The organism is Arthrobacter sp. A2-55 (assembly GCF_025548615.1).
GTDB classification, from domain to species: domain Bacteria; phylum Actinomycetota; class Actinomycetes; order Actinomycetales; family Micrococcaceae; genus Specibacter; species Specibacter silviterrae.
Window position 1 is genome coordinate 1 of sequence record NZ_JAJLOZ010000019.1, and the last position, 24,659, is coordinate 24,659.

A 24,659-nucleotide genomic window follows, 5' to 3' on the forward strand; every position below is an offset into this window, starting at 1 on the left:
GGTAGATATAGATATATAGGTCCAAAATCCCCTAGAATCCAACGAAGTCCCCAGCCCACCTGGTGGTGGGACAATGGTGGGCACGGTGGGAACCCCTGGTGGGCTGGTGAACCGGCCCGCCGGCGGGGGAGCGGGCTGTCGGATCGTGCCGGTGCCGCACACATAGTGGGTATGACGACATCGACCTCACCCCGCGACCTTCTGGCCAATTACCGGCAGGAGGCCAGGGCCAACGCCACCCAGTCCGGCTGCCCCCTTGACCGTTCCGCCTTTCCCGGGCTCGGCCTGGAAGCAACCGGGATGATCTACCTCAACGGCAAGTCGCTGGTGTTCCAGCCGATGCGCGGCCGCCGGGAACCTTTGACGCCGGAAAAGATCGCCGAGCTGGTCACCACCGAACTGTTCTCCACGATCGTCGCCGACCGCCAGACTTTCGGACGCATGCTGGTGATGGCCGACAACATGCCTTCCAACGACTTCAAGTCCCTCAGCCGACGCCTGCGGATCATCCAGGGCCTTCCTGGTTCCATGAAACTCCCTGTGCTCACCGACTCCCTCGCCTCCCGCTACTGGCTCCCCGAGGAGATGGCCGAGAACAGCGTTGAGGACTGGGCGGACGCCTTCGGGGTCACCGGCCCGACGACGGCCATCACCGTCCGGGCGCTGACCGAGCTTGCCATGGAAGGCCACCGTCCGGAGGCCCTCAAGTACGACAAGACCGTGACGGCCCTGGAGGCTCTCGAGGGCCGCATCATGGAACAGGCCGCCTGGCCGAAAATTTCCACCGACTGCTACGTCTACTCAATGCTGGAAAGCTACTCCGCGAAGGCCAACGGACTGCGCACCATCGACCCCGGCCTGCTGGAAATGCACATGATCGACGGGCAGGTGTGCAAGATTGTGCCGATGAACCTGGGGGCCAAGACGTTCACCGCGTCAGTCTCCGCCCCGTTCAAGCTCAAGGAGGGCCGCAACGTCCGCCTGACCGACGGCTCCAGCCTGGGCACCACCTCCCTGGATTCGCTCCGCTACGCCTCCGGGTCGCTGCACGCCGTGTTCAATCAGGTCGGGCCGCGCAGCAGGGGGTACGGGCTGGTCCAGGCCGCCCATGCGGGAACGGCGCCGCTGTTTGCCGCCGAGGAGGTCTTTGAAAGCCGGGGGAGCGCCCTGCAGAACAAGCGCTGGCTGGGCGGGCCCGTGGAGCGCATCACTGGCCGGACAGTGCCCATGGACGTGGTGCTCGCCGGCGCCCCCACGGACTAGGGGTGCCGCACACATGGCTTCCATGAACACCATTTCCCCGATGACCGAAGACCAGTCCCTGCACTTTCAAGCATGGCGTGCCACGGCACTGCAAACGATGGGGTACATGGCCTCGGTCATGTTCTCCCTCCGGCCCGTCCACTGCAGCGCCGTTGACACGTTCGCCGTTGATCCCGGCCACCGCCTCTACATCAACTTCGACAACTGCATCCCCAAGGGCCCGCAGTTCTGCGCCGAGGGGCTCCTGCACGAATGCTCCCACCTGATCGCCGAACATAGCATGCTGGCCGTGACAGCCGGGGTCACCGACGAAGAGCGCAAGATGTGGAATGTCGCCGCGGATGCGGCCATCAATGACGACCTGCGGGACGCCGGGTGCGCCGCGCTGGCCGCCCACGGCGTGTTCGCCGCGCACCTGGGGGAGCCCGACTACCAGACCCCCCTCCACTACCTGGACGTCCTCCGCAAGCTCAAGAAGCCCAACAGCCAGCCCCAGGGCGGGTCCGGGGGCCAGGGGCAGGGCGGGAAGCCCACTGACGGCGACCAGCCGTTCAAGGGGTGCGGGTCCGGTTCCGGCGGCGAGGCGGGTAGTTTCGAACTGGGCGAGGATGACAGCCTGGGAGGCGCGGCCGAGCCAGCCAATGAGGTGGAGAAAAGGCTCGTCCGCATTGCCACGGCCGCGGCCATCCAGCAACACCAAAAGCAGCACGGCATCGGTTCCGTCCCCGGCGGGTTTGCCGAAATCCTTGACCAGGTGCTGGCACCGTCCGTCACCCCGTGGGACCGGGTGCTGGCGTCATTCATCCGCCGCGCCGTGGCCAGCAAGGCCGGATACTTCGACACCACCTTCACCCGCCGCAACCGCCGCCGCATGAACGAAACTCTGCGGACCACGGGCGGGCGGGTTCGTGGCCGCGTGATCGCGCCCGGGTACATCAAGCCCGTGCCGTCGGTGCACTTCTACCGGGACACGTCCGGCTCCATGAGAAGCCACGACCTGGACCTGGCCACCAACGAGGTTGTCGCCATTGCCCGGAAGCTGGGCATCCGCGGGGACGACCTGGTGGTTTCCGACATTGACACCCAGGTCCACCAGTCACAGCGCTTCACCGGACGAGACTCCATCACCAACATTCAGGGCCGTGGCGGCACCGAAATGGGTGAAGCGATCGTCCACGCCTGCTCCCTGCGAACCAAGCCGTCCGTCATTGTCATCGCCACGGACGGTGAAACCGGGTGGCCGCAGGAGCGCCCCAGCGTCCCGGTGGTGGTCCTGCTGGTGAACTTGCGCTCCGAAGTCTGGAAGGAAAGAGTGCCCGACTGGGCCCTGACGGTGGAGGTTGCGAGCAATGACTGACCCGGAACTGGCGATCAGCCATGCCTGGAAGCTGCCTGCCGGCACGGACATCTTCACGCTGGCCAACCGTCTGCGCCCCGTGGTTGAACCGATCAGGCGCAACCTGGAAATCAGGGAGGTGGCCTTCTTTGCCGCCAAAATACTCGACCAGGCCGACCTGACGGGGGCAACCCGCCCGGCCTCGGTGGTCTTCGACGCCGTGCAAGCCCACGCCGAGCACGTCAAGGCCACCCTGGCCGGGGACCACCACTGCCCCCTGACCACGCTCAAGCTGGCCTGCCTGGACGACCCGGCCACCGGGGACATCCTGGTAATGGCCGACTTCAGCCACGACGAATACGGCCAGGCACTCGACGACGCCGAAATCGGGGAGTTCTTCCCGTACTGGGACGAGGACGCCACCGGTGAGAGCCGGCCGGCCGGAGTCAGCGGCGCCCACTGGGCGGCACGGGGCGAGGCGTGGGAGCGTGCACTGCGCGGTGCCCCGTCCGCGGCCCCACACGGGGTGTTTCAGATCGAATTTGGCTCGCCGCTGCCCGGCTTTGATGCCATCACCGACACCGAAGCCGTCCTGGCCGCCATCCCGCCCATGACCACCCGGGTGGAGGTCATCATGAACGAGTTCCTGCACGGGCAGGAGTTCCACAACCCGTCAGAAATGATCGACTTCATGGCCAGCGTCCCCTCGCACCTGGAACGCATCAGCAACCTGCTGTGCCCGATCGCCCTCGGCGACCTGTCCGGGGGTGCCTGATGCTCGCGCCCGTCCCGGCCCCGCCCATCCGCCGGATTGTCCCCGCACTGACGGAGGTGGCCGCACGCTCCGGTGTCACCGTGCTGGTGGACCGGCAGCCGAACCTGTGCCGCTGGGCCGTCCACAGCACCACCCCCGGCGGCAAGGAGCGCATCATCTCCGGCCCCAGCCGCCGGCAGGCCGCGAACCCGTCCAACCGGGAACTGGCCGCCCAGATCGCCGCCGCCGTCCAGCGGGTCAACGCCACCCCGGACGTCGTTTTCGCCTCCGACTTTGAGACGGCACGGATCCTGCGGGACAAGACCGACCTGCCGGTCAGCGACGTGTGCGCGCCCCCGTCGGCGGTCGCCGCAGCCCGGGCGGCAATAGAGGCGCTTGAAGCCCGGCTGGTGGACGGACTCACGCTGGCCTGCGATTCCTCCCGCGGCGGCAGGACGTCGATCAACGGCTGTGGCTGGGTGCTGGCGTACAAGGACGGCGCCGACCCGGCCATCGGCGCCTACACCTGCGAAAGCGTGCGCGGGGGCATCCGGGCGGGGGAGCTGGCGGCCATTCGTCGCGGCTTGCAGTCCACCCTGAACCTGCATCCCGTCCTGCGGGAGGGCGTGGGCACGCTCACCATCCTCACCGACTCGCTGCCCGCCTTGGACTTGCTGGAACGGGTGGCAGCCGACAGCCTCCACCCCGGCGACGACAGCGACGCCCTCCTGGAATGCCGGCGCATCCTCGGCTCGGCCCGCGGCATCAACATCAACTTCCAATGGGTGCGCGGACACAACGGCCACCTACTCAACGAGCTGGCGGACCGGCTGGCGAAACTGGCCCGGCGGAACCGGGAAATGGGCATCGACGAGGTCACCAACGCCCGCATGGTCGCCGGGGTCAGGGAGGACGCCCGCGCCCTGTGCGCGGCAATGAAAGCCGCCTGAGCGGGGGAGTGTTTCGGGGTTGCCGGGGTGCCGCACACATGGTGTTCAGCAAGGGGCGACAGCCCAACAACCCAGCTTACTTAGGAGAACACCGTGTCCCAGTTCGTTTCCTCCCCGTTCATGCGGGCCTACGCCGCCGGTGTCCGCGCCGGAGTCCCGGTCGTGCACGTCGGCAACCCGGGCCTGGCCAAGACAGCCACCATTGAGGGCTGCGCCAAGGCGTGGGGCCGCCACGCGGAGACGATCATCGGCTCGACCCGCGAATCGACCGACTTCCTGGGCGTCATGGTGGAGGACAAGGGCGTCGTGAAGTACTCGACGTTCCAGTGGGCCCAGAACCTGATCACCGCCTCCGAGTCGCTGTTGTTCATGGACGAGTTCAACACCGCCGCCCCGTCCACCATGAAGGGCATGCTCCGGGTCGTCCAGGAAGGGTGGGTCGGCGACACCAAGCTCCCCGACACGGTCTCCATCGTCGCGGCCATGAACCCTGTCGAGACGGCCGTGGACGCCTACGACCTCCCGGCACCCATGGCCAACCGCATGATGCACCTGCAGTGGGTGTTCGACACCCAGACCTGGCTGGAGAACGTCGGCACCGGGTTCGAGCACGTCACCTACCCCCCACTGGACCAGCTGCTGGTCGCCGACCCAATCACCCGCAAGGCCCGGGTCGCCGGCACCATCACCGGATTCCTCAAGGTCCGCCCCAACCTGCTCGCCCCCGAACCGCCCAAGGACCCGGTCAAGGCCGGTGGCGCGTGGCCCTCGCCGCGCTCCTGGACGAACGCGATCAACGTCCTCTCCCAGCTGGACCAGGCCGACGACGAAGCCGCCTCCCTCGCCCTGACCGGACTGGTGGGGGACGGCGCGGCCACCCAGTTCCTGCTCTGGAAGGAACAGAACGACCTGTACGACCCGAGCGCCGTCCTCGCCGACCCGTCCATCGTGGACTGGAAGGGGGAGCGTGCCGACCGCATCTTCGCGCTCATTCAGGCCGTGACCACCCTGGGCCTGTCCAAGCCGGAACTGTGGCGCAAGGCCTCGGTCGCCCTGGCCACCTGCGCCCTTGCCGGAAAGCCCGACGTGGCCCTGCCCGGCGCCACCAAGCTCGCCAGCAACATCCCCGGAGATGGCAAGACCCCTGCGGTGTTCAAGGACGCGTTCCGGGAGCTGTACACCAAGACGCACTACACGGTCAGCGCCGCGTAGTGGATCAACTGGTTGGCATCACCGGTATGCAGATGCCAACCAGTTGATCCGTCCTGCATCGCCCAAAAACGTTAAGAGAATTTCAATTTTTGAGATAGTGAGAGATTTTTTGGTTAGTATGGGGTCATGGAACCTGCGCTGAACCCTTTCGCCCCCGGCTCCGGCGTCATGCCACCGGCCATGGTCGGACGCCAGACCGAGATCGACGCCTTTGATCTGCTCATCGCCCGGGCCAAGGCCAACACCGCCGGCAACCGGGGCATCCTGCTGACCGGGCTGCGCGGGGTGGGCAAGACCGTGCTGCTGAACATGTTCGCCGAACAGGCCCGCCGGAACGGGTGGCTGGTCGCGCAATTCGAAGCTCAGCCCGGGGCCGAAGGGCCCAAGGTCGTTCGCATGAAACTGGCCCGGGAACTCCAGCTAGGGGTGCGCCGACTCAAGCAGTCCTCCGCATGGAGCCACCTCCGCCTCCAGGGGCTGGGGAGCATCTCCAACATTTCCGTTGGCCTGGGCCTGAAAGGCCTCACCGCCGACATGGAGTTCACACCAGGACGCGCCGACTCCAAGGACCTCCACATTGACCTGGAAGAAATGGTGGAAGACGTTTCCCTCTCGATGCACAAGGCCCGGGCCGGCTTCGCGCTCGTGATCGATGAAATGCAGGACCTTGACGATGAGCTTCTCGGGGCGCTGCTGACCGTCCAGCACACCGCCGGCCAGCGCGGCTGGCCGTTCTACATCATCGGCGGCGGCCTGCCGTCACTGCCGGGCAAGGTCAGCGAGACACGGCCCTACGCCGAACGACTCTTCCAGTACCGGATGATCGGCAAACTCAGCCACGATGCGGCCTCTGACGCCTTGACAACGCCCATCAGCCGACTGGGCGGCCTCCTCGGCGGCGAAGCCCTGGAACTGGTCCTGGAAGCGGCCGGACGGTACCCGTACTCCCTCCAGGCCTACGGGCATACCCTGTGGGAGGCCGCATCCGGCAAGGAGATTTCCACCGGCGACGCCCGCCTGGCCGTGCAGCTGGGCGCCGAGGCCCTGGACCAGGACTTCTTCGTCGCCCGGTGGCAGCGTGCGACAGGCGCCGAGCGGAGCTACCTGCGCGCGATGAGCCTGGACGGTGAAGGCCCCACCAACACGGCGGACCTGGGGGACAGGCTGGGGAAGAACCACAGCTCCCTCACCAGCCAGCGAGGGCGCCTCATCGAGAAGGGGATCATCTTTTCCCCCGAACACGGCCAAATCCAATTCACCGTCCCGGGGATGGGCGCATTCATCGCCCGCCAAACCGACTAGATGGTCCCTGGGGTGACAGGCCTGAGATTCGGACTACGCATGACGATACCCGTCCACACGCCCTGGTGGCGTCCATTCCCAGTGTTGAGGTTGTGACCGTGAGGATTTCAAAGACCGACACCATTGCCGGGCTGCCGGCCGAGCTGGCCCGCACCATCATCCGCCAATTCAAGGGCGGGTACCTGGTCCCAGAGGCCATCGCAGACCTGCTGGAAGGAACTGGACTGGAGCCCGGGCCCGTCTTTGATGGTCTTGAAAAGGCTGGATTCCTGAAGGGCAAACTGGTCCGCCATGGCGAAGAAGTCTGGTGGGAAACCACAATCCAAGGAAACGCGCTGGCCATGGCCAGCCTGGGGAAACCGATCAAAAGGACAACCGCGAATCGGCTCGTTGCCGGCCTGCTGGATCGTGCACGCGACTACAACGCAGACCCCGGCAAGCCCATGTTCATCAACACGCTCACTGTTTTCGGAAGCTATCTCCGCCCGGAGGTTGACCCCGTCGGCGACATCGACATCGAGCTCACGTACGGCAGCAGGATCACCAATCAAAAGGCTCTGTCCGCCTACACCAAGGCCAGCGGCCGATCATTCGGCAGGTACCTGGATGAGCTGCTGTGGCCCCAGGCTGAACTTCTCCTGCACCTGAAGAACAAGTCCGCCTTCATCAACATCACCACCGAAGACGTCACCGAGATCACCAGCCAGTTCGAAACGATTTACAGCCTCGCCGACGACCCGCAGGCAGTCCCGGCACCGGCCGATGCCGTGCTCATCGGAAGGTAAATGAGGCCGTTCCGGGCCATGCTTACTCGTCCTGGTCCAACGCCGATAACGACTGTTATGTCAACTAAACTAACTATTGAATGCCAAATTTAGTTTAGTTGACTATACTTATCCTATGGCTCGCAAACTTACCACCACCCAGCGGCAATTGGCAACGGACGTCCTGGAGCTCAGCACCCTGCGTGCGGCCCTGGTGAAGCAGCTGGCTGAAATCGAGCTTTTCCAGCAGCAAGCCATTGCGCATGCTGAGCAGAACGGTGTCAGGCAGCGCCTGCTGTCAGTGCTTGCAGATTTGAGCCCGGGGCGCATCTCGCAAGTCGTCAAGACCGCCGACCCGTCGTCTAAGCCGTTGCAGGCTCAGCGCCGGGAATGGCGTCGCGCAATAGATTCGCCCCAGGAACGGCTGGTGGCCTTCACCATGCCGGCGACGGAGGGAGATCGCCTAGCCTCACTTGCCCGAATCGAAGCGCTCAACGACACCAATCCCGGCCCGCTAAACGGCTGACCAGCCGCTAGCTGGGGTGGCTTGTGAAAAAGTGAAATATCCAACGATAGCGCGATTTTCCGCCCAAAAACGTGCAGCCATCGACCTGCAATCTGTCTAGTTAGTAGCTCTAGGGCCGACCTTCGCAGGCACCGTTTATCGCAAAAGACCTGCAGCCGTTACATTGACGCGTACACGGGAAGCGTTACATCGTGGGCCCGTGATTCTGTGGTTCCAACACTCAGGGCTGAAGCGTCTCGCGAACGGTCGTTCCTGATTCAGCGAGGTCTAATCGGCGTCGCGGGACATTTCGGCCGAGGGGTTGATGATGGAGAGCTGTTTGCGGAGTGTGTCGAGCTGCTGCTTGAACGGTGTCCCGACGATTGCGACGTCTGCGGCCTCAAAGGCGAAGATGAGGGCACCCATGACTGTTCCTAGGTTCTCGTCGTGGAAGGGGGCGTTGGAGACCTTATCGAAGCGAGGACGGCCTTCATCGTCGACCCTGACGTAGCTCCCTGATACTCCGAGGGTGGGGTGGGCGTATTGGCTGAAGCCACGGTACATGACGTACATGCCCTTGCCCGCGTTGAGGGTGTCCATCATCTGGTCGACATGTTCGGCCTGGCCGCCGAGTGGTGGCATCGGTGGTGCTTTGCCTTCGGCCATCGCCTCGTCCACTTCTTTGCGGAGTTCGGGGAAGTCGCTGAGGTCCTGGTTGGCGAGGGCAGTTGCGTACTGGTGAATCTTCTTGTGGCTATACCAGCGCATTGCTTCAAGCCCTGTCTCGCCGTTGAGCGCGAGCCAGAGTGCCCTGGTGCTGAACTCGAGAATGGCACGCCCGAGCACGGCTCGGGCGATGCGGTTGTCGGTCGCAGTGTCGAGGTATGACTGGGCCAGCTCGGCAGCCGCGAAGGTGAGTCCGATTACGTTGATGTCTGATTCGTGGCTGTCCGTTCGCACATCGAACCCGGGGAGTCCGTGGAAGGTCTCCAGCAACCGCGTGATGGATCTTCTGAAGTTCGCTTCCGTGGTCTTGTACATCGCGATTCTCCTATCGCACACTGTCCCCCGGCCCGGGCTTCAAATCCGCTGCGCATGCGACGGGCCCCGAAATACGCTCCATCCGATCTTAGCGTCGGATATTCCACGGATCCGCAAGCCACCCCTAGCCGGTGGCTTGCGGAGCTGCCCAACCCGGAAAAGCCGCATTCATCGCTTCGACGCGCCAGGCTGGCATGCTCCCCCGGTTGCGGGCTGACACCTGGGTTTCCATCCAGATGCCCAAGGCATCTTCCTCGTCGGACTGGAAGTGCCGGCGGTTCGGCAGCCGCCCGAAACGCTTCCGGAAGGCAAGCAGATCCGCGAGTCGCTGCTGCCAATGGTCGTCAGAGAAAATCTCCTGATCGGTGGTGATCCAGTCCCCCAGCACGTCCATGGCTACGGCCTGATTCCAGGTCAGCTTGTGGGCCAGGAATGCGTGGCGCTGGGCGGTCAGCCAGTCGTAAAGAGATACCTCACCGCGTTCGATGCCTCTGCGTTTCGGGTACCTGCCATGGACCGCCAGGAACGCCTTGAGTTCGGCGAGACGCTTAAGCCACTGGACGGTGGGTGGACGGATCGGGGCAAGATCGGCTTCATCAGCCTCTTCATCCAGGTCAGGCGGCAGCTTGTCGTGATCTGACATCATCCCTCCCTCGCCCGGCAGCATCTTGTGGCTAGGCTACTCGTCGCCCGGGCTGCTGTCAGCCGCAGTTGCCCCCTTATTCTTGGTTTTTGGCTGGGTCAGCCGGGCCATCAAGGCGGCGTTGGCTTCCTGCAGTGTTGCCGCCCGGGCCGACGCGGCAGAGGCAGCCAGCTGGGATTCGGCTTGGGCAGTTTCGGCCATGTCCAGCCGGGCCTGCCTGTCATCCAGCTGGCGCTGCAGGGACTCCAATGTGGCGCCCAGGGTGGCGGCCTGGGTCTCCGCGCGGACGGCCCGTTCCTGGGATTGGCTAAGGTCATCCCGCACGCCGGCCAGATCAGTCTCCAGTGCCTTAATCCTGGTCTGCTGGGAGGATGCATGGGCGGACGCGCCGGCGAGTTCACGCCGCAATTCTTCCAGTTCCACGCGCAGCGTGTCCCGAGAGGATTGCATCTCCGCCAGCTCCTGTTCACGAGCCATAAGCTTCCCCTCCAACGCAGTCTTTTCGGCGTTGAGCGTCATCGACATGGCATCAAACCTGCCAGCGGCCTTATCCAGGTCCTCCACGAGCTCCGCCAATTCGGCGGCCTTGTTACTGGATTCCTGTGACCACGCCGCCTCGACGGCGCTGTGCCGGCTCTCCGATTGGCGCACCGCCTCGGTCCAAATTGCACCGGCCAGCCGGGTGGCCTGTTCCACCACCTGCGGCGGCGTGGCGGCAACCTGGCTGCTTACGGCCTCCCTTTCCGCCCACCACTGACGAAGGAACCGCGTGGCGTCGGAGTTGCTGACGCCCGCAGCCTCCCGAACGCTGGACACCGTGGGGCGCCGCTCAGCGACGATTTCCTCAGCGGCAGCGAATACGCGGTCTTTGGCATTCTGCGACATTGAAAACCTTCAGGTAGTAGTAGTAGTAATCGTAGTAATGATACTCCTACTACTACTATGATTCCTATCGGCGACGCACGCGCCGTCTACGCATGTTTCCAGGTAGAGAGTTGTCTACTTGGAAGGGGGCCACCAATGGCCACAAGCACCGAACGGGTCCGGGTCAAGCTGCCCCCGACCTTTGATCCGGCCCGCCACATGAAGCAAGTCGAGAAGATGATCTCCGAGCTCCATGGCGACGGCTTCGAAATCGACTCCATTGAGTCGGTCACCAACGCCGACGGCACCAAGGGCCAGGTGGCTGTTGCCACCCGACAGGTGGCCATCACGTCAGTCAGCCAGAAAGGCAACTCCAAGACCAAAGAAGTCCGCCTCACCCGGGGCACCAAGCCAGGCGACGGGGACAAGATGGCCATCAAGCTGGCCGACCAGCATGGCGACGGCTGGGCGATGACCCGCTTCGAGCCCTTCCTCGGCAAGGCGGTCCTCACCAAACTCACGGAGGACGAGGCCCGGTGCCGCGGCGCAGTCGCCGTCGCATTGGGCGTGAAGCCCTGGGAAGTTCAGGTCTCATCCCGGCGAGACGGCGGCTTCAACCTCGAACTCCCTCGCCAGTACGTTCCGTCCAAGCACGAATCCAAGCTGGACGAGGTGGCCACCACGGTCGTTGGAAACGATGGCTGGTACGTGAAGGCAGACGCGCGCAAGCTCACTGCCGCGATCATCCCCAGCGCCCCTCCAACCTTCCCGGCCATGATACAAACTCCCATGGACAGCGTCGTGAAGTTTGATCACACGAACAAGGAGACGTTCAAAATTCCCCTGGGTATGAAGCTTCCGGCCGCCGGCGAAACTGTTGGTGAGACGTTCTACCTGGACATGAACGCGGGCTCCCACAGCCAGCTGGGCGGCATTTCAGGTGGTGGAAAGACAGTCCTCCTCAACTGCTTCCTTTCGACCTGGCTTGCGAAGGGTGCATCCTGCGCCATCATCGATTTGCCAACGAAAAGCGCCGATTTTGAGTGGGTCAAAGACTTTGTCCGTCCCGGCGGTTGGGGATGCGACTCCCCCGCCCAGTCGGCCGTGGCGATCCGGCTCATCATGGAGGAAGGCGAACGTCGGGCCAAGCACATCAAGGCTTACGGGGTCAACGACTGGAAACTGCTGCCCAAAGCTGAAGCGCTGGAACCACTCATCGTCGTCGTCGACGAGCTGACAGGGCTGTTCGCTCTCGAGGCGGTCCCCAAGGCCGGCAAGGACGCACCGCAGCTGCTCAGGGACATGGCCGACGACGCCAACCGGACCAACCTGTTCAAGGAGATCCTGAAAAATGGAATCAAGCGGGTTGCCGCCGAACTCCGTTTCACTGGTGTCTTCCTGATGTTGGCCACCCAGGTCGCCTCCGCGAACACTGGCATCGACCCCTCGCTGCGCACGAACCTCCACCACAAGCTGCTGATGGGCGCCAAGCCGACGGAGGGGAACCGGCGTCTGGTCTTCTCCGATCCTGACCGCGTCCCTCTCGTGCCCGAAAATGTTCGGACGGACAGCGGGGCATCCCGCGGGGTTGGCACCACCGAGCCCGAAGGTGACGAACCTGCCATCTTCAAGTCCTACTACGCCTCGGTGGCCGACTATCGCGCCTGGCTGGAAAAGCTAGGCGTCCCGAAGACGAGTCAGCCAGAGCCGACACGCGCCCAGATGGCCCAACTGGAGGATGCCTTCGAGGACGATGACCGGGGAGCCACCGCACAGCGCCGAGCTGCCATGCCAGACCCGGCTGCTGCGCTCATGGGCGACTCCGGCCTGGATGAGAATGGCCGTCCGTTGAAGGGCGCCGCATTGGCGGCAGCGCAGTCCCGGATGCTGGCCTCTGTCAGCAGGTAGCCTGTTTCTGAAGTCGACAACAAAGAACCCCTGCAGTAGTGGGCTGCAGGGGTTCTTTGTTGTCGTGGCCCTATGCGGCCTTGTCACCCTTTTTGCGGCCGAAGAAACCAAACCCTTTACCCGGTTCGCCGGAGGAGTGTGCCTGGTCGTCGGTCAGCTCTTCGAACGCGATCAATTCCAAGGTACTGACGCTCGCCAGTGGCTGTGGGTCGGAGTTTTCTTCCTTTCCGTCGCTGCCCGCCGCCGGAGCCACCGGCTCTTCGGAATTGAATGCGTCAAAGTCTGCCAGGTCCGGAAGGACGGGAAGTTCTGAGGTGGCATCGGTGACCTCGGGCGCAGACTCCCGGGTCGCCTCGACACCGAGGGCGATCTCCACCAGCTCCACTGCCTCCGAAAGTGGTGCGTCCGGCTCGTCGGCGGCTACGGCGGCAAGGACTTTCAGAGCCGCACGTGTTGCCGTGTCCACCGCCGCCAAGCGTTCCTGGGCGAACTGCGCCTTCTTGGTGCCCAGTTCAGCCTCCAGGGCAGTCGTCCTGGCGTCGGACTCGTCTGCACGTGTTGTGGTGGCAGTCAGCTTGTCGTGCATGTCTACGAGTTCTGCTTCCAAGGACTCGATCCTCTCAACTGCTTCCAGTGCTTCGGATTCCAGTTCGGCCACGCGGGCCTGCGCCCTCTCAAACGCATCGCTGTCAACCTTCCCCATATCGACGGGGACCAGGATCTCGTCTGATTCCAGTTCCGGGATGTCCGTGGCGCCGTAAACGGGTGTTTTGCCAGCCGCCGCCTTGCGCAATGCGGCAAGCTCGGCCTCAAGGTGTTCGATGCTTGCCCGGGCCTCGACGAGTTCCGGGGCCACGATGGGCACCTGGACAGTTTCCTCACCCCTCTCCCCCAGCGACATGGATGGTTCCACGTTCTGCGTAAGTGCTGCGGCCAATTCGGCTTCGAGCTGTTCGAGGTGTCGTTCACGCTCCTGGTCGTAACTCAGGACGGACACTTCAAGGCCGTTCAGGCTGGTCAAGAGGGTCGTGAGGAGTGCATCCCGGGAGGACCGGAAGGCTTCAATCGGGGTGGCAAGGGTGTCGGTGGTCATGGGGCTCCAAAATGTAGACGTTATACCGTAACAGTCTATGGCAAATTACGACAAATGACATCAGCCATATTTGGACAAAAAAGTGCGCCCCGCATCGTTACGACTACGGGGCGCACTCACCCTTGCCTAATGCTTGGCCAGGGCCTCCAGAGCAGCGGACATCATCTGGGCGTAGGTGACGGACTGAACTGTGGACACCTTGATGGCAGCGACCTTGGTTGCCAGGACCTTCTTCTCGGCGGCCTGCTGGGCTACGACGGCCGCGGCTTTTTTGGCAGCGGTGGCCTTGGCCTGCGCCTTGGCAGCGACTGCCGGATCGGCGGCGACACCAGTGTCAGGGTTGACCCATTCCCCGGACGGCGTTTCCACGACGGCTGCCCCCGACCCCGGATCCACGTAACTTGTGGCGCCTGGGTCAGCTGGAGGCCCATAGCCACCACCGCTGTTGGCAGGCGGGTTGTAGCCTTGCTCAGGAGGCGTGTACGCCTGGGCGGGTGGAGCGTAGGCAGGAACTTGGGGAGACGCCGGCGGCACATAAGGTGCCGGGGCCGGCCTGGGGGCCGCAGGCGGTACATACGGAGCAGGGGCTGGTCCGCTGCCGCAGCCGAGGCAGTCATTCCCACCGTCACCGCCGGGAGCGCTGATGGTGCCGCCTCCCCCGCTACTTGTTCCGCCACCGAAGTCAACCCCGCTTCCGGATCCACCAGCATTCGTGTCGGGAGCGCAGAATGGTCCGTTGAAACCATCGACCACGTGCATGCCGGCACCGCAGGACAGCGCCTGGGCGGGCGCGGCACCGAGGATAAGACCGGCACCGAGCAGCGCGGTGGTACCGAGGACGGCGAAAATGCGCTTCATAGGGTTCTCCATATCCCAAACGGTACACGAGGGCAAGTTTTTTGTCTTCGAGTTTCTCTCACAATTTATTAAGAACCAGTGTACGAGATGGTCATGGCCTTCTCGTTGGCTGAAAGAATCCTGGTGCCCTGGTTTTCGCGGGGGCCGCTAATTCCGGAGATGGCAGCGTCCCAGCCGGTCACGTCATTGACGACGCTTACCACCGGATCTTTGACGGCTGGCGCATCCAGGCGGTCGACCGATTTGCCCAGAGTCTGCGTCCCTGCCTCAAAAGAGGCGACGTCGAGGATTTCGCTCATCCCTGGATCGATGATCTTTGCTGTGCTGGTTGGACCGACCACGGTGGCCAGTGTCTTCTCGGCAGTCCGGAGCGCCTTGTTGGCTTTTTCAAGATTGACACGTTTTGGATCCGCACCGCCGGACGTGAAGTCGCCCGACCACGTTGCTCCGTCAGTGCTGGTTCCAATCCAGGTGGTGGCAGTGGTGAAGCCGGTGGTGTCCGACAGGAATGCGTTAAACCTTGCCGACGGCCGGCCTGTCAGGGATGATGCCTCCTCAGAGGGATTCATCCACATGGTGGCCTCGGTGCCGGCCGGCCTGGCGGTGTATTGCCCCACACTGGACATGGTCTTGGCAGGCGGCGTGTAGGAATCCAACCAGCTGCCTCCCACAACCACAATGGTCCCTCGGATGTAAACCCGGCGTCCTTCAGAGAGGGCCGATGTCTTGAGCCAGTCCGCCACCTTGCCTGCCTCGACGGCGGTGGGTGATTCGAGGTAGAACAGCCGCAGCGCCCCGGTAAATTGCAGGTCCCTCTTGGCATGGTCGGTGCTGCGGGAGTAGCCGATGTGGGTGATGTTCAACCCGGAAGCCGCCGGGTCCAGTCCCAAGAGTTGCTTGTTGGGGTCGTCGAAGGCCGCCACCGTTGCCCACCACTTCTGGCTGTAGGGTGCGACGACAAAAGTGTCTGAATCCGCCGGAGCCAGGGAGGGGATGGCACTGGCCTGCGGTGTCTCGTCTGCCCGTTGGAAGTTTAGGACGGCGATCACGCTCGCTGTCAAGGCCAGGATGGCCAAGGCAACGAGGACGACAACCAGTTTTCGGCGGGTCGTGGCCGCCTTGGATACTGTCATTTGGTACTCCATTGGGGTCGGTTCTGGTCGTTGACCGCGGCGCAGCTCGTACCGGGGACGTAGCCGTAGCAAGGGTAGGTAGGCTCCAGCATCTGACCCCAGGTGCCGCCCTGGGGTCCGCAGCCGGAGTTGAAGGTGGCGTAGGTGTCATTGGTGATGCGCAATGTCGCGGAGTTGGCTCCACCTTGGCCGACCGTCATGATGTCGAAACCGGTTTCGGCGCTGTAGTAGTAGCCGAGGCCGGCACCGCTGGTGAGAGTGACGCCCGTCGAGCCCTGGCCAAGGGTTGAGGTGTACTGCGGCTGGAGTGCCTGCCCCTTCGGACGTTGAAGCCCGGTGACGCTGATGCTGTTCCAGGCCCCCCGGCGCGGCTTGGATGTGAAGTCGATCAGCCGGCTGCCCAGAAGCTGCTCAGGATGGTCGTAGAGGGCGGTGGTCTGGTCAGTGTAGTAGTTCCCGGAACAGACAATGATGATTTTGCCGGCTTGAGGAAGGTCAGCCGGCGTGGTGAAGGAGGCCATGGACGTTTGCGGACGGGTGAGCCCATTGGCAGCGAATGCTGACATCTCGTACCGGTACGTGGCTCCCGGGGCCGCGACGAGGGTCCAAGTGCCGGCTGAGCCGGAGCCGGTAGCAGAGGAGATGTTCGTGGACGGCGGCAGGCCGAGGCTGGAGTCGGTCGACGTCGAATCGTTGGCGACTGAGACTCGCTTGACGCTGAACTTGGTCGCCCCCGCTGATGCCCCCCAGGAGAGAGTGCTGTAACCGTTCTGCTGGATTGTTTCGCTTGACCCGCTGGAGTTGAGGTTCACCGCGTCGAAGTTGAAGCGCTTGGCCTGGCGCCCCGAGCTGTCACCACTCCAGAATCCGGTAGCAAAGGCTCCCGGGTAGGTCATCACAGTGGCTGAGGACTTGTCGCTCCAACCACCGTTGTACAGGGCTGCGTTCTTGGACCGCGCAAAGTAAGTGATCGTTGAACCGGCAGGGTTGGGGACGTTGTTCCACGGCACGGTTGTCCCGGACTGCTGGCCAACGGTGCTCAGGACGGTGGAGCCCCGAGCCAGCTCGTAGCTGCACGTGGTTGTCGAGCAGAACTTGTTGGCCGAGTCGTTTCCGGAGTCCCCATTCATGACGGTGGCGAATGAAGCGCTGTCGGTGGAGAGAGTTGGCGCGCTGACGGTATTGAGTGCTGGCGCTGCAGGTCGCTGTGTCAAACGAACGTTGGCCGAGTATCCAACACTCATGCCGGTCGGGTTGTACGCGGCCACGGCATAGTCGCTCTGGGATGCAGGCGGAGCCGGGTCTGAAAGCGTCAGCGCCGTGGTGCCGTTGGATGGTGCTGCGCAGTTGCCTGTCAGGCAGGTGAGTTTCATCGTCACTGGGGTGTACTTGCCTACGTGGTAACCCGTTGCGGAGGGCGCAGCGCCCCACTGGACGATGTTCGCTCCGTTGATGTCGCGGGATCCAGTGGAGGAGGCCGGAACCACAGCGGGGACGGGCGGGTACTGCAGCTGGGTGACTACGGCGGACTTGCTTATAGCCACGGATTCGGGCGCGGCGCTGGACCGGTCCGCTGTGACAGGAGCACCGGAAATGTCGACCCCGCGCGGGCCGTTATTGCGGGCGACCACGTAGTAGGAGTAGGTGGTGCCGTAGTTCACGGTGTCGGTGAAGGTCAGTGCAGTGGTGGTGCCCAGGCTGGTGCTGGCGCCTGTCGTGCCGGAGTTGTACCGGCGGACCTCGTACTGGGTCGCCGTGGCGACGGGATTCCAGCTAAGGACGTTATCGCCCTGGGTGTCCTTGGTGGCGCCGGTTCCGTACTGGGCTTTCACCGACACCGCTCCAGGCGCGCTGGGGTGGGTCAAGGTCTGAATGTGGACCGATTCGCTGGACTGCCCGGAACGCGACGACGTTTTGATGTACCACTCGTAGCGCTGGCCCCAGCCGCCCCCGTCCCAGGTGAAGGTGGTCGAGGTGCCGTCGTATCCGGGTGCTGGCAGGTAGGTGCTTCCGGTGGCTGTGCCGGTTGCCGGGTCCACAGACCGGTAGTAAAGCTCATAGCCGTTGTTGCCGGTGACCGGGTTCCAGCTGAGAATGATGCGCGGCGTGCTCAGCGTGCCGTCGGGTGCTGTCGTCCAGCCGGCGGCTTCCGGGCTGGCCGGCAGGACAGAGCTGGCGTTCCAGACGGGGGCGTCGATCTTAACCCGCCACAAGGCTGGCCGACAGCCTGCGGACAGTGTGCCGTCGGAAGCTTTGGCGAGAACGCTGTACATGACGACGTCGCCGGACGCGCCGGGGTTGAGGGTGTCAGTCCAGGTGCCTACGGTGTTCCCTGCCGGCACGGTGACGGTAGCCGCCGTGACGCTGTTGCGGGTGATGACGTAAGTGGTCGTCCCGGGTACGGTGGACCAGCGCAGGATGGGCATGGATGTGTCTGTGGAGTCGAAGGCGACGACCGGGCAGACCGGCGGTGTTCCAACGCTGCTTCCGGTGGCTCCGCCGGCGCTGTAGTTACGCGGTGAGGCTGCCGTCTGCCCTTCTGCCACACCGTTGCGCAGCGTGTTGGATTTGAGGTGGAATTCAACCAGGCGGATCGCATTGGTCCCACCGTTCAGGGCCGACAGTGGCGATGCATCTGTGGGCTTTAGTTCGTTCTTATCCGCGTCGTAGTAGCTAAAGACCGAGACAAGGTCAGCCTTCAGGTCTTTTACCGAGATTTCCGTGGACTGGGTCCCGTCGGTGTTTGGTGCCGCGCCGCCAGTGCTGGTGACGGGGATCCAGGCCCCAGACCCGAAAGGGTAGGATCCCTTGGCGCCTTGCCAGATTTGGCGGTAGAACGTGGTCCCGCTCCGCACCCACCGATTGATGATGGGTGTACTTCCGTCCTTGGAGGCGATGACCAGCTCGTTGGGGGCGGCGGTCAGGATCGTCCCGGCAAACTGGACATCCTGACTCATCCGGGCCATGGTCTGGGTGATGGCCGTGCTCTGGGTTTGGATGGAGCTGTTCGCGGCTGATGTTTGGCTGGTGGAGGCGATGAACGTCCCGGCGCCGACCAGGATCATCGCACCCAGGGCCATGCCGACGATGGCTTCCAGCAGCCCGGAGCCGCGGTCAGGCCGGTCTTTCATGCGGCGGCGGAAAAAATTCATGCTCATACCCTTCGGTGTGCGGCGTTTGGATGGAAAGCCCAATTAGCTGGCGGGACCCCTGATTCCGGCCGGTTGGGTGTAGTCGGCCAGGTACCAGATCTCGGAGTTGTAGAGGCCCGGCAACAGGGTCCCGGCGGCGTTACGCTTGCTTCCCAATGGGTTGATGGGAGTGGCCGGCGCAAACTTTCCGGCCACGAGTATCGTGTTGCAGGCAAGGGAGCCTGTGAAGTCCAGGCTCTTCGTGGTGGACCGGAATTCTGCAGGCTGGCCGGTGACCAGGGTTTTGCAGGTGCCGTTGGGCGCGTAGATGAACGTGTTGTTCACGGTCAGGGACGACGTCGTGGCCTTGTCGACGTCGAAGCTGACATTGCCGGAGGCGTAGATGTTCAGCCCCGTGCTGGGCGGGGCGGTGATGTTTGCGGAGATGGTGACCTGGCCTGTGGCGAACGCGTTGAAAGCGCCACTTCCCTGGATGATGGTGGGCACGTCAAAGTTCATTGTCGAGTAGCAGCCGGTGTTGTCGTTGGCGACGAGTCGGCCACCGTTTTCGGAGGCTACCCAGGGTACGGGTGAGACACCAACGCAGCGGTCGGCGTTGTCGGTGACGAAGCGTGCATCCAGTCGTAACCCCACGGGAACTTGCACGGCGTTGTTTTGAAGGGCTTGGGATGCGTCCTTGCCGTAGAGCATGTAGCGGCCGTCGTCGATTGAGGAGGTCCCGGCGGCCGGGGTCATGACGGGGGCGTTTTTGAGGACGCCGACCCGACCGGTGACGAACTTTGTCGCCGCCCCGACGCCGGCACCGTTCTGCATCGTGATGTTCTCCCCGATGGCCACGTGGGAAAAGGCAGTCTCCGGGGAGAGCTCGTAGACGACCTCGTTGGTTCCCGCTGTGTAGCCGCCAACCACAAGGGACCCGACTTCAGCGGAGACCTTGCGCGTAGTGCCCCGGAAAGTGCCCGCGGCCGTGATTGTCGCGGTACGCGCTCCTATACCGGTTGCGGCCCCGATACTCCATTCCCAGCCACCCGACTTGTCCTGGTAGGGACTGGTGAATGAGGCGCCCGGCTTTTTCCCATTTTCGTTGAGCTGATAGACGGCGTCCTGAATGGCGACGTCCGCCAGCTTGCCTGATTGTCCAAAGTCGCGGGCGGTCGTGGCGCTCTGTGTCGTTCGCGCGGTGCTGGCGAGCATGGCGTATACGGTGCCGCTGAGCAACACAAGGACCAGCAGCGTCGTGATGAGGACGAAGCCACGATCTCTAAGCCCGGCACGACGCCAAAATTCGTGGATCACCATGGGGTCGCCAGGGCCTTTCGCATGTCGTTCCCGCTCCAGAAGTAAAGGTTTCCGGCTGAGTCGACCTCAAAGAGGTCTGAGACCCCGTCCCCGTTCATGTCCCCGGGGCCGATGAAGGTGCTGTTGGTTCCAACCGTCATACGAGGTACCTGGACGCGGGCCACGAAACCCCCTGCGCCGTTTCCGGCGTACAGCCACACTTTGCCGTCGTTGCCGAGGGCAAGGATGTCGTTGTTCCCGTCCCCGTCAAGGTCCCCAATGGGGACCACTGCCCGGTACTGGTTCCACCCTGTGCCCAAAACGATGGTCGTGTTGAAGCTGTTCTTGCCGTTGCCCGGGTAAAGTCGCAATGTACCGCTGCCTGTCGGGTCGATGGCAAGCAAATCGGGATTTCCATCGCCTGTCACATCACCCACACCCACAACGTTCGTCAGCGGGCCCCACCCGTTCCCGATTTGGACGCGGGGGCTGTATGCATCGGAACTAAATGTGGCCTTGGCCGTGTAAAGCCACAGGAGGCCGGACCCGTCGATGGCCATAAGGTCCTCGCGGCCGTCACGATTCCAGTCATTGACACCAAAGAAGCGGGGGTAAAGCGGGTACCAGCCGTTGCCAATTTGGCTCTTGCTGGAGGAGGTGACACCCCCGTTTCCCGTCCCCGGATAGTTCCAGAGATTGCCGCTTGACCGATCGACGGCAACAAGATCGCGTTTGCCGTCCTTGTTGAGGTCGCCAGCCGCTGACGGGATGTAGCCGCCCCACCCGTTGCCCATGAGCTGTCGGACGGGGGCGAACGGGGCATCCAACAAGGTCACAGTGGCCGTGTTGCTGTACCCGGACGCCGATAGCCCGGCGAGGGATATGACACGGACACTTACCGCCTCAGCGTAGGCGCCGGTAACCTTCACGCTTAACGCAGTGCTGTTGGCGGAGACGACGACCCAGGCGTTGGAACCGTTTTTGGACTCGACCTGGTAGCCCGTGGCCCCGGAGACGGCGTTCCAGCTGAAGGTGCCTTCCTGGGGGGCACTGACCGTCCCGATGACAGCAGGAGCCGCGGGTGGGACAGGCAGGGTCACCGTGGCTACGTTGCTGTAGCCAGAGGTCACGGAAGCGTTCGTCGCCCGGGCCCGGAAACTGACGTCCGTCCCCGCTGTGGAAGTGATCGTGTTGGACAGGGCCGTCTGGTTGGAGCTCAGAGTTGTCCAGGAACCCGAACCAAGTTTCTGGTCGACGATGTAGGCGGTCGCCCCGCTGACAGCGTTGAAGCTGAACGTTGCCTGGGTGGCAGCCGTCACGCGTCCTGAGACGACTGGTGGGACCATCGCCGATGGCATGGTTACGGAGATGATGGCGCTGAACGGGGACGACCCTGCCGGGCTGACCGCCTGGACGCGCAGGTCCACCTTGTCGTCGGCAGAGGCGGCGACCGTGGCCGTGAGGATGGTGTAACTCGAGGATACCCAGGTTCCGCCGTTGATTCGGTACTGGAGCAGGTAGCTGGTTGCTGAGGGTACGTTCGTCCAGCTGGCCTTGGCTGCCGGCCCGGCCACGACAGTTGCAGTGAGGGTGGTGGTGACGGGGGCGTTCGGAACGGTGCCCTCGTCGGCGCCGCGGACCGTGGATGGTGCCACCTCGCCGACGCCGGGGGTGATGAGGGAAGTCTCACGGCGGTTGCGTGTCCCGCCCGGCGCGTTGGTGTCGGACCAGGACACATCGACGACAACCAGCTTCGTGCCGTAACCTGACGTTCCTGCCAGTTCCTGCCAGCCGACGGCGGTCTTGATGGTCGCGCTCAGGCCGCGGACGGTGGAGGTCTTGGAGGGGGCCAAGGTTCCACTGGTGACGGCGGCCATCCCCGAGGGCAGCATCCCCGAGGCTGGGGCACCAAGCGTTCCGAGCTTGGACCAGGTGGTGGCGCGGGCGTTCTCCAGCTCCCCTTGGATGATCTCTGAGGAGATGGCTTCATTGACTCCGGTGTGCTGGGTTGCGTTTGCCCGGGTTGAACTCACGGTGAAGCCAAGGACCAGGACCGCGAGAATGCCCATGGAGACGATAGCCTCCAGGAGCAGGGATCCGCGATCTGCGACACCGCGACGGAATAATGCGTTCATCGCACCGCCGTCAGGTCGTCGGCCTCGACAGTGAAAATGGACGATTCGCCGGCGGAAAATTTGGTGTAGTCGCCCCAGTAGGCGCCGCTGCGGTCCTGGACATGGTCGCGCGAAGGCAGGGCCGTCAGCAGTGCAACGCCGATGGCAGACACCGTCGCGGAAAGCTGTGTCAGGGAAGCGGAGGTACTCAAAGGGCGCCTTAGGTATAGAGGGGACGTGGCAGTGCGTTGGGGGCAGGCTCATTTTTGGCCCGCCCCCAACGCAGCATGGGCAGCGGCGTCGGGCCTAGCCGGTGACGACGGTAGTGCCAGTCAGTGCTGTCTGGGTGCCCTGCGTGACGGAGAGCCCGGGCTGGGATCCGTTGCTGGCGTACGTCACCTTGTAGTTCTTCACATCAGGGCTGTAACCCACGATGGTATAGCCGGTGGTGTCCGCAGTAATCGCGAACTGAAGCGCGTGGCCCGTCTGCAGCTGGGCCTTGATGGCCGCAGCTGAGGACGGTGCCGAGCCCGTAATGTCTGCCTGTGCATAGATTGCCTTGCCCGACAGGGAGTGGTCGGAGTCCACGAGAAGCGCAGCGTTGCTGACTTCCTGGGAGAGGTTCTGGACCGCGGCACGTTCGAAAAACTTGGAGAACTGCGGGATGATCGCCAACGCGAGAATGGCGATGATGGCCATGCCCGCCATGATTTCAATCAGGGAGAAACCGGCGTCGCGGCGCGATTCCTTTTCGCTGCCGTCACGCTTGATGATTTTGTGGTGAACCCAAGTCGGGTCCAGGAGCTGGTATGCCTTGGTCAAGGTGGTCCTCATTCGGTCGTCGGTTGCCGGGCTAGGATGTCCGGGAGTGTGACGGTCGTCGAACTCCTGGTGCCCTTACCTAGAAACATGCGTAGATTTTGGCGTGATCGGTGTCAGTACGGGGAGACGACATCGCCGAGGGAAAAGTACGGCAGGTAGATGGCCAGGGCGATGATGAGGACCATGCCGGCAATCCCGATGAGAAAGAACGGCTGAATGAGGGCTTCCATGTTGTTGGTCGTAGTGTCCACGTCCCGGTCATAGAGCCGGCCGACGGCGCGCAGGGAGACCGCCATGCCGCCAGTTTCCTCGGCGATGCCGATGAACTGGACGAGCAGCTTGGGGAACAGCGGCTCCTTGGACAGGGGTTCAACGAGGCTTTCTCCGCGAAGCTTGCCCTCTCGTGCCGCCATGATGGCTTTTTCCATGGCAGTGTTCCCGACCGCTCCGGCAGTGATGGCGAGGGCGTCAATTTCGTGAACCTTGTTTTCGACCAGGGACGCCAAGACATTGCAGAAGCGGCTGAGTGCGATCTTGCGGAAGAGTTTCCCGAATACCGGGATCTTCAACTTGATCGGGTCGATGAATTCCCGGACGCGCGTCTCCTGGGAGTTGCGGCGGTACCAGACAAAGGCCAGGACCCCGATGGTGGCCAGGGTGGGAACAGCCCAGGCCATCTGCTGGGAGATGCCGAGCACCATTCGTGTCAGGAGGGGAAGCTGGGCCTTGCCGTTGCTCAGGTCGCTGTACAGGCTGGCAAAGCGCGGCACGACGTACATCATCAGGAAAGTGAAGATGGCCAGACTCAGGGCCAGGACGACGGTTGGGTAGGTGAGCGCCTTCTTGATTTTGCTGCGGAGGTCGTCGGCGGCCTCCATATCGTCAGCCACCTGCTTGGCGGCTTTGGCCATGGCGCCGCTGGCTTCGCCCGCGCGGAATGTTTCAACCATCAGCGGCGGGAAGATGTAAGGGTGGTGGCTCATGGCCTCGGACATTTTGATGCCTTCACTGCCCATTTCCTTGCTAACCTCGGTCAGCCCGTAGGAAAGGACGGTGTCTTCGATCTCCCCACCAGCCTGAATGGCGTCGATGGCGGCACGGTCGCTGAGTCCGACTTCAAGGCACAAGGAGAGTTGGCGGGAAACTGCCACCAGTGACCTGCCTTTGGGCCGTGATTTCTTTCCAACGCTGGGCAGCCCGGATTCGCGCACCTCCAGCACTGAGGTGTACGCCGGGTTCTGGGTTAACTTCGTAATGAGGCCGCTGCGGGAGGCGAAGGTGGCAGTGCCTGTTTCGACTTTCCCGTCGGTGCGGATGACGCGGTAGAAGAACTCACTGTTCTTCTTCGTGGCGGCCACAGCGGTAGCGGTCATGGTCTCTCCCTGGGTAGTCGTCGTTGGGTCAGTTCGGATGATCTACCAGGAAACATGCGTAGATTGTCCGAACTGACCTGGCGCAACAGGGAAGGCGCAGCGCTAGAGGAAGCCCAAAAGAGCGGTGCCCCCGATGGCAGCGACGAGCAGGACCACTACGGTGATGCGCCAGAATCCAGCTCGTTTCACCCGTCGCTGGCCGCCGCGTGATGTCGTCCTGACCATGAGGATGTCCTTTCATAGGTGGTACATCGGTGTGTCGCGGAGGGGCCTGTCCGTACACATAAGGTTGGT

Annotated in this window: 22 protein-coding genes; 10 read left to right on the top strand and 12 right to left on the bottom strand. The window is 63.4% G+C overall.

All coding sequences use genetic code 11. From position 1 onward, the window contains the following. The first annotated feature begins 171 nt into the window (after window positions 1–171). From LPN03_RS07135 to LPN03_RS07170, 8 genes are all read left to right on the top strand, one after another. A complete protein-coding gene (locus tag LPN03_RS07135) occupies window positions 172–1,263 on the top strand; it encodes a hypothetical protein (RefSeq protein WP_262453712.1) in 1,092 nt (363 codons plus the stop codon). Between the two features lie 13 nt (window positions 1,264–1,276). Further along, window positions 1,277–2,620: a DUF2201 family putative metallopeptidase gene (locus LPN03_RS07140; protein WP_262453713.1), complete on the top strand. Its 1,344-nt coding sequence runs from the start codon at window positions 1,277–1,279 to the stop codon at window positions 2,618–2,620. Further along, window positions 2,613–3,374 (top strand): hypothetical protein, encoded by a 762-nt coding sequence (locus LPN03_RS07145; protein ID WP_262453714.1) that lies wholly within the window; start codon window positions 2,613–2,615, stop codon window positions 3,372–3,374. Before LPN03_RS07140 ends, LPN03_RS07145 begins: the two co-directional genes overlap by 8 nt. Beyond that, on the top strand, window positions 3,374–4,303 hold the full coding sequence (locus tag LPN03_RS07150) for an RNase H family protein (RefSeq protein ID WP_262453715.1): 930 nt from the start codon (window positions 3,374–3,376) through the stop codon (window positions 4,301–4,303). Before LPN03_RS07145 ends, LPN03_RS07150 begins: the two co-directional genes overlap by 1 nt. A gap of 93 nt (window positions 4,304–4,396) precedes the next feature. After that, window positions 4,397–5,515, top strand: a complete 1,119-nt coding sequence (locus tag LPN03_RS07155; RefSeq protein ID WP_262453716.1) for an AAA family ATPase — start codon at window positions 4,397–4,399, stop codon at window positions 5,513–5,515. Between the two features lie 126 nt (window positions 5,516–5,641). After that, complete coding sequence (locus LPN03_RS07160; RefSeq protein ID WP_262453717.1) at window positions 5,642–6,817, top strand: ATP-binding protein; 1,176 nt, start codon at window positions 5,642–5,644, stop codon at window positions 6,815–6,817. Window positions 6,818–6,915: 98 nt separating this feature from the next. Continuing rightward, window positions 6,916–7,602 carry a hypothetical protein gene (locus LPN03_RS07165; RefSeq protein ID WP_262453719.1) on the top strand — a complete coding sequence of 229 codons (687 nt, stop codon included), beginning with the start codon at window positions 6,916–6,918 and terminating at the stop codon, window positions 7,600–7,602. A gap of 115 nt (window positions 7,603–7,717) precedes the next feature. Then, entirely contained in the window at window positions 7,718–8,107 is a 390-nt protein-coding gene (locus LPN03_RS07170) for a hypothetical protein (RefSeq protein WP_262453721.1), read from the top strand. Between the two features lie 267 nt (window positions 8,108–8,374). On the opposite strand, the gene LPN03_RS07175 is transcribed toward LPN03_RS07170, so the two are convergent. The 3 genes from LPN03_RS07175 to LPN03_RS07185 all read right to left on the bottom strand — a co-directional run bounded on the left by LPN03_RS07175 (window position 8,375) and on the right by LPN03_RS07185 (window position 10,655). Beyond that, window positions 8,375–9,127, bottom strand: coding sequence for a DUF5677 domain-containing protein (locus LPN03_RS07175; RefSeq protein ID WP_262453723.1), 753 nt, complete (start codon window positions 9,125–9,127; stop codon window positions 8,375–8,377). Between the two features lie 124 nt (window positions 9,128–9,251). Then, window positions 9,252–9,770, bottom strand: a complete 519-nt coding sequence (locus LPN03_RS07180; RefSeq protein ID WP_262453724.1) for a helicase associated domain-containing protein — start codon at window positions 9,768–9,770, stop codon at window positions 9,252–9,254. A gap of 36 nt (window positions 9,771–9,806) precedes the next feature. Continuing rightward, a complete protein-coding gene (locus LPN03_RS07185; RefSeq protein ID WP_262453725.1) occupies window positions 9,807–10,655 on the bottom strand; it encodes a DNA-binding protein in 849 nt (282 codons plus the stop codon). A 135-nt stretch (window positions 10,656–10,790) separates the two neighbouring features. Between LPN03_RS07185 and LPN03_RS07190 the strand changes: the two genes are divergently transcribed. After that, window positions 10,791–12,542, top strand: coding sequence for a cell division protein FtsK (locus tag LPN03_RS07190; RefSeq protein WP_262453726.1), 1,752 nt, complete (start codon window positions 10,791–10,793; stop codon window positions 12,540–12,542). A 70-nt stretch (window positions 12,543–12,612) separates the two neighbouring features. Here the strand turns inward: LPN03_RS07190 and LPN03_RS07195 are convergent, their stop codons facing one another. The 9 genes from LPN03_RS07195 to LPN03_RS07235 all read right to left on the bottom strand — a co-directional run bounded on the left by LPN03_RS07195 (window position 12,613) and on the right by LPN03_RS07235 (window position 24,365). After that, on the bottom strand, window positions 12,613–13,635 hold the full coding sequence (locus tag LPN03_RS07195) for a hypothetical protein (protein WP_262453727.1): 1,023 nt from the start codon (window positions 13,633–13,635) through the stop codon (window positions 12,613–12,615). Window positions 13,636–13,761: 126 nt separating this feature from the next. Next, window positions 13,762–14,493: a hypothetical protein gene (locus LPN03_RS07200; protein ID WP_262453728.1), complete on the bottom strand. Its 732-nt coding sequence runs from the start codon at window positions 14,491–14,493 to the stop codon at window positions 13,762–13,764. 68 nt (window positions 14,494–14,561) lie between these two features. After that, on the bottom strand, window positions 14,562–15,626 hold the full coding sequence (locus LPN03_RS07205) for a hypothetical protein (RefSeq protein WP_262453729.1): 1,065 nt from the start codon (window positions 15,624–15,626) through the stop codon (window positions 14,562–14,564). Then, complete coding sequence (locus tag LPN03_RS07210) at window positions 15,623–18,778, bottom strand: hypothetical protein (protein ID WP_262453730.1); 3,156 nt, start codon at window positions 18,776–18,778, stop codon at window positions 15,623–15,625. Before LPN03_RS07210 ends, LPN03_RS07205 begins: the two co-directional genes overlap by 4 nt. Window positions 18,779–18,820: 42 nt before the next feature. Then, window positions 18,821–20,077 (bottom strand): hypothetical protein, encoded by a 1,257-nt coding sequence (locus tag LPN03_RS07215; RefSeq protein ID WP_262453731.1) that lies wholly within the window; start codon window positions 20,075–20,077, stop codon window positions 18,821–18,823. Then, complete coding sequence (locus tag LPN03_RS07220) at window positions 20,071–22,191, bottom strand: FG-GAP repeat domain-containing protein (protein WP_262453732.1); 2,121 nt, start codon at window positions 22,189–22,191, stop codon at window positions 20,071–20,073. The genes LPN03_RS07215 and LPN03_RS07220 overlap by 7 nt, the downstream gene beginning before the upstream one ends. After that, window positions 22,188–22,382, bottom strand: coding sequence for a hypothetical protein (locus LPN03_RS07225; RefSeq protein WP_262453733.1), 195 nt, complete (start codon window positions 22,380–22,382; stop codon window positions 22,188–22,190). Before LPN03_RS07225 ends, LPN03_RS07220 begins: the two co-directional genes overlap by 4 nt. Before the next feature lie 94 nt (window positions 22,383–22,476). Beyond that, window positions 22,477–23,004: a prepilin-type N-terminal cleavage/methylation domain-containing protein gene (locus LPN03_RS07230; RefSeq protein ID WP_262453734.1), complete on the bottom strand. Its 528-nt coding sequence runs from the start codon at window positions 23,002–23,004 to the stop codon at window positions 22,477–22,479. 101 nt (window positions 23,005–23,105) lie between these two features. Continuing rightward, entirely contained in the window at window positions 23,106–24,365 is a 1,260-nt protein-coding gene (locus LPN03_RS07235; RefSeq protein WP_262453735.1) for a type II secretion system F family protein, read from the bottom strand. 54 nt (window positions 24,366–24,419) lie between these two features. Here LPN03_RS07235 and LPN03_RS07240 point away from each other — a divergent pair, with 54 nt between their 5' ends. Next, window positions 24,420–24,575: a hypothetical protein gene (locus tag LPN03_RS07240; RefSeq protein WP_262453737.1), complete on the top strand. Its 156-nt coding sequence runs from the start codon at window positions 24,420–24,422 to the stop codon at window positions 24,573–24,575. Window positions 24,576–24,659: the final 84 nt, after the last annotated feature.

What these genes read in the sequence shown, in the direction of transcription:
- LPN03_RS07135 (WP_262453712.1), top strand. Translation starts at nt 172, where the DNA reads ATGACGACATCGACCTCACCCCGCGACCTTCTGGCCAATTACCGGCAG.
- LPN03_RS07140 (WP_262453713.1), top strand. Translation starts at nt 1,277, where the DNA reads ATGGCTTCCATGAACACCATTTCCCCGATGACCGAAGACCAGTCCCTG.
- LPN03_RS07145 (WP_262453714.1), top strand. Translation starts at nt 2,613, where the DNA reads ATGACTGACCCGGAACTGGCGATCAGCCATGCCTGGAAGCTGCCTGCC.
- LPN03_RS07150 (WP_262453715.1), top strand. Translation starts at nt 3,374, where the DNA reads ATGCTCGCGCCCGTCCCGGCCCCGCCCATCCGCCGGATTGTCCCCGCA.
- LPN03_RS07160 (WP_262453717.1), top strand. Translation starts at nt 5,642, where the DNA reads ATGGAACCTGCGCTGAACCCTTTCGCCCCCGGCTCCGGCGTCATGCCA.
- LPN03_RS07170 (WP_262453721.1), top strand. Translation starts at nt 7,718, where the DNA reads ATGGCTCGCAAACTTACCACCACCCAGCGGCAATTGGCAACGGACGTC.
- LPN03_RS07175 (WP_262453723.1), bottom strand. Translation starts at nt 9,127, where the DNA reads ATGTACAAGACCACGGAAGCGAACTTCAGAAGATCCATCACGCGGTTG.
- LPN03_RS07180 (WP_262453724.1), bottom strand. Translation starts at nt 9,770, where the DNA reads ATGTCAGATCACGACAAGCTGCCGCCTGACCTGGATGAAGAGGCTGAT.
- LPN03_RS07185 (WP_262453725.1), bottom strand. Translation starts at nt 10,655, where the DNA reads ATGTCGCAGAATGCCAAAGACCGCGTATTCGCTGCCGCTGAGGAAATC.
- LPN03_RS07190 (WP_262453726.1), top strand. Translation starts at nt 10,791, where the DNA reads ATGGCCACAAGCACCGAACGGGTCCGGGTCAAGCTGCCCCCGACCTTT.
- LPN03_RS07195 (WP_262453727.1), bottom strand. Translation starts at nt 13,635, where the DNA reads ATGACCACCGACACCCTTGCCACCCCGATTGAAGCCTTCCGGTCCTCC.
- LPN03_RS07200 (WP_262453728.1), bottom strand. Translation starts at nt 14,493, where the DNA reads ATGAAGCGCATTTTCGCCGTCCTCGGTACCACCGCGCTGCTCGGTGCC.
- LPN03_RS07205 (WP_262453729.1), bottom strand. Translation starts at nt 15,626, where the DNA reads ATGACAGTATCCAAGGCGGCCACGACCCGCCGAAAACTGGTTGTCGTC.
- LPN03_RS07210 (WP_262453730.1), bottom strand. Translation starts at nt 18,778, where the DNA reads ATGAATTTTTTCCGCCGCCGCATGAAAGACCGGCCTGACCGCGGCTCC.
- LPN03_RS07215 (WP_262453731.1), bottom strand. Translation starts at nt 20,077, where the DNA reads ATGGTGATCCACGAATTTTGGCGTCGTGCCGGGCTTAGAGATCGTGGC.
- LPN03_RS07220 (WP_262453732.1), bottom strand. Translation starts at nt 22,191, where the DNA reads ATGAACGCATTATTCCGTCGCGGTGTCGCAGATCGCGGATCCCTGCTC.
- LPN03_RS07230 (WP_262453734.1), bottom strand. Translation starts at nt 23,004, where the DNA reads ATGAGGACCACCTTGACCAAGGCATACCAGCTCCTGGACCCGACTTGG.
- LPN03_RS07235 (WP_262453735.1), bottom strand. Translation starts at nt 24,365, where the DNA reads ATGACCGCTACCGCTGTGGCCGCCACGAAGAAGAACAGTGAGTTCTTC.
- LPN03_RS07240 (WP_262453737.1), top strand. Translation starts at nt 24,420, where the DNA reads ATGCGTAGATTGTCCGAACTGACCTGGCGCAACAGGGAAGGCGCAGCG.